Raw genomic sequence first — 1,747 nt, forward strand, 5'->3', positions numbered from 1 at the left:
GGGTCGGCCGTCAGCCCACGGGCGCGGGCCTCCTGCAACAGCAGGGCACGGATCGCCAATGCCTGCGCCGCCTTGCGCCAGGCGATGCCGGGCTTGTCCTTTGGGGCGCTGTGGTTCTGGGCCTCGGCGGCGATGGCCGCCGAGGGGATGGTTTCGCCGTTCACGACGACATCGGGGAATAGGGCCATGTTCATCGCATTCACTCCGCCGGTGTGGTGATGGTCGGGCCGGGTTTGCCTTGCCGTGCATCATGGGCACGGCGGCGTTCCTCAAGCGGGCGCTTCCGGCGCGACCGCACGATCTGATAGCCGGGCCGCGTCAGCAGATACCGGAACGGGGCCGCGAAACCGGACCAGATATGCACAAGCCGGGTGAACGGAAACAGCATGGTGATGACCAGCCCAAGGAAGATGTGCAGCTTGAACAGCCAGTGCACATCAACCACCGTGACCCAGGCGTTGATGTTCCAGGTCACAACGCTTTGCGACCATTCCATGAACCGGATCATCTCGGCGCCGTCCATGTGCTGCAGCGACTGGGTGATCGTCAAAAGGCCGATGGCAAGCTGCAGCCAGATCAGCACCATGATGAGGATGTCGGGCCAGGTGGAGGTGACACGGATCCGCGCATCGAACAGCCGGCGGTGCAAAAGCATGGTACCGCCCACCAGCGCGGCAAGGCCTGCCGGGCCGCCGATCAGGACCGCCATCCACTGCTTCAGCGCGTAGGGAATGCCAAGGGCATCCAGCACCCAGATCGGCGTGAACAACCCGACCAGATGGCCAAAGAACACCGTGAGTATGCCGACATGGAACAGGATCGACCCCCAGATCAGCTGCTTGCGGCGCAAGAGCTGGCTGGACGCGCTTTTCCAGGTGAAGGGATCGCGTTCGTAGCGCGCGATGGACCCGACGAGGAACACGGTCAGCGCGACATAAGGCATGACCCCGAAGATGACGAAGTTGATGTCGAAATCGCCGAACATGTCATGCGCTCCTGTTCAGGGGGGTGAGGGCTGGCCCGTCCATGGTGGCCAGCATGTCGCGGACCTGCGGGCAGCCTGCGTTGGGGTCGGGGCCGAAGGTCACTTCGGTTTCCTCCCACACCGCGTCGAGCGCCGTAAGGTCGGTCGGGTCATCGTCTGCTTCAGCCAGCATGCCTGCCACGGCTTCGGCATCGGCCAACGCGCCTGCCAGCTGGGAAAGGGCGGCGAACGCGGCGTCATATCCGCTGGTCCGCCGCACCAGACGGGTGGCAAGCGCGTCGAAGATATGGGCCGCATCCGCGAGGGTTTCCTGTGCTTCGAGCGGGGGCCGCGTCGACAGGAATTCCAAGAGCACCGGCAGGTGGTCGGGCAGCTCCGTGGTGGCAGGCTCGAACCCCGCCGCCCGGTAGGTATCGATCAGGCTGACCATCGCGCCGCCCCTGTCCCGGCTTTCGCCATGGACATGCTCGAACAGGTTCAGCGACAAGGTGCGCGAGCGGTCGAAGAGCATCACATAGCTTTCCTGAACATCGAACAGGTCGCCCTGCCCCACGTCCCTGGCCAGCCGCAGCAGCGCCGCGCGGGTTGCAGGCGTCAGCCGGGGGTCGCCCGCCAGAACGGCCCCGATTTCGGGCATGGCATCCTGCAGTTCGACCGTCGGGTAGCTGAGGGTCAGCGACAGCGCTTTGAGTGTGCGGTCCAGCATCAGAATGACTCCAGCGGAAGGGCAAAGGATTTCTTCTTGCCGCCGAACATCGTGGT

At 64.7% G+C, this 1,747-nt stretch carries 2 protein-coding genes and 1 pseudogene; all 3 read right to left on the bottom strand.

The genetic code is table 11. The annotated features are described in order from the left end of the window. Positions 1-194, bottom strand: a pseudogene (locus ACRCSW_RS22655) (peptidylprolyl isomerase); the annotation flags it as partial. A gap of 5 nt (positions 195-199) precedes the next feature. Continuing rightward, positions 200-985 carry a respiratory nitrate reductase subunit gamma gene (narI, locus tag ACRCSW_RS22660; RefSeq protein WP_438707914.1) on the bottom strand — a complete coding sequence of 262 codons (786 nt, stop codon included), beginning with the start codon at positions 983-985 and terminating at the stop codon, positions 200-202. Position 986: 1 nt separating this feature from the next. After that, positions 987-1,747 (bottom strand): nitrate reductase molybdenum cofactor assembly chaperone (gene narJ / locus ACRCSW_RS22665; RefSeq protein ID WP_438707915.1); only part of this gene is annotated, 761 nt, incomplete at its 5' end.

The organism is Tabrizicola sp., from assembly GCF_051645465.1.
In the GTDB taxonomy this organism is placed as follows: Bacteria; Pseudomonadota; Alphaproteobacteria; order Rhodobacterales; family Rhodobacteraceae; genus Tabrizicola.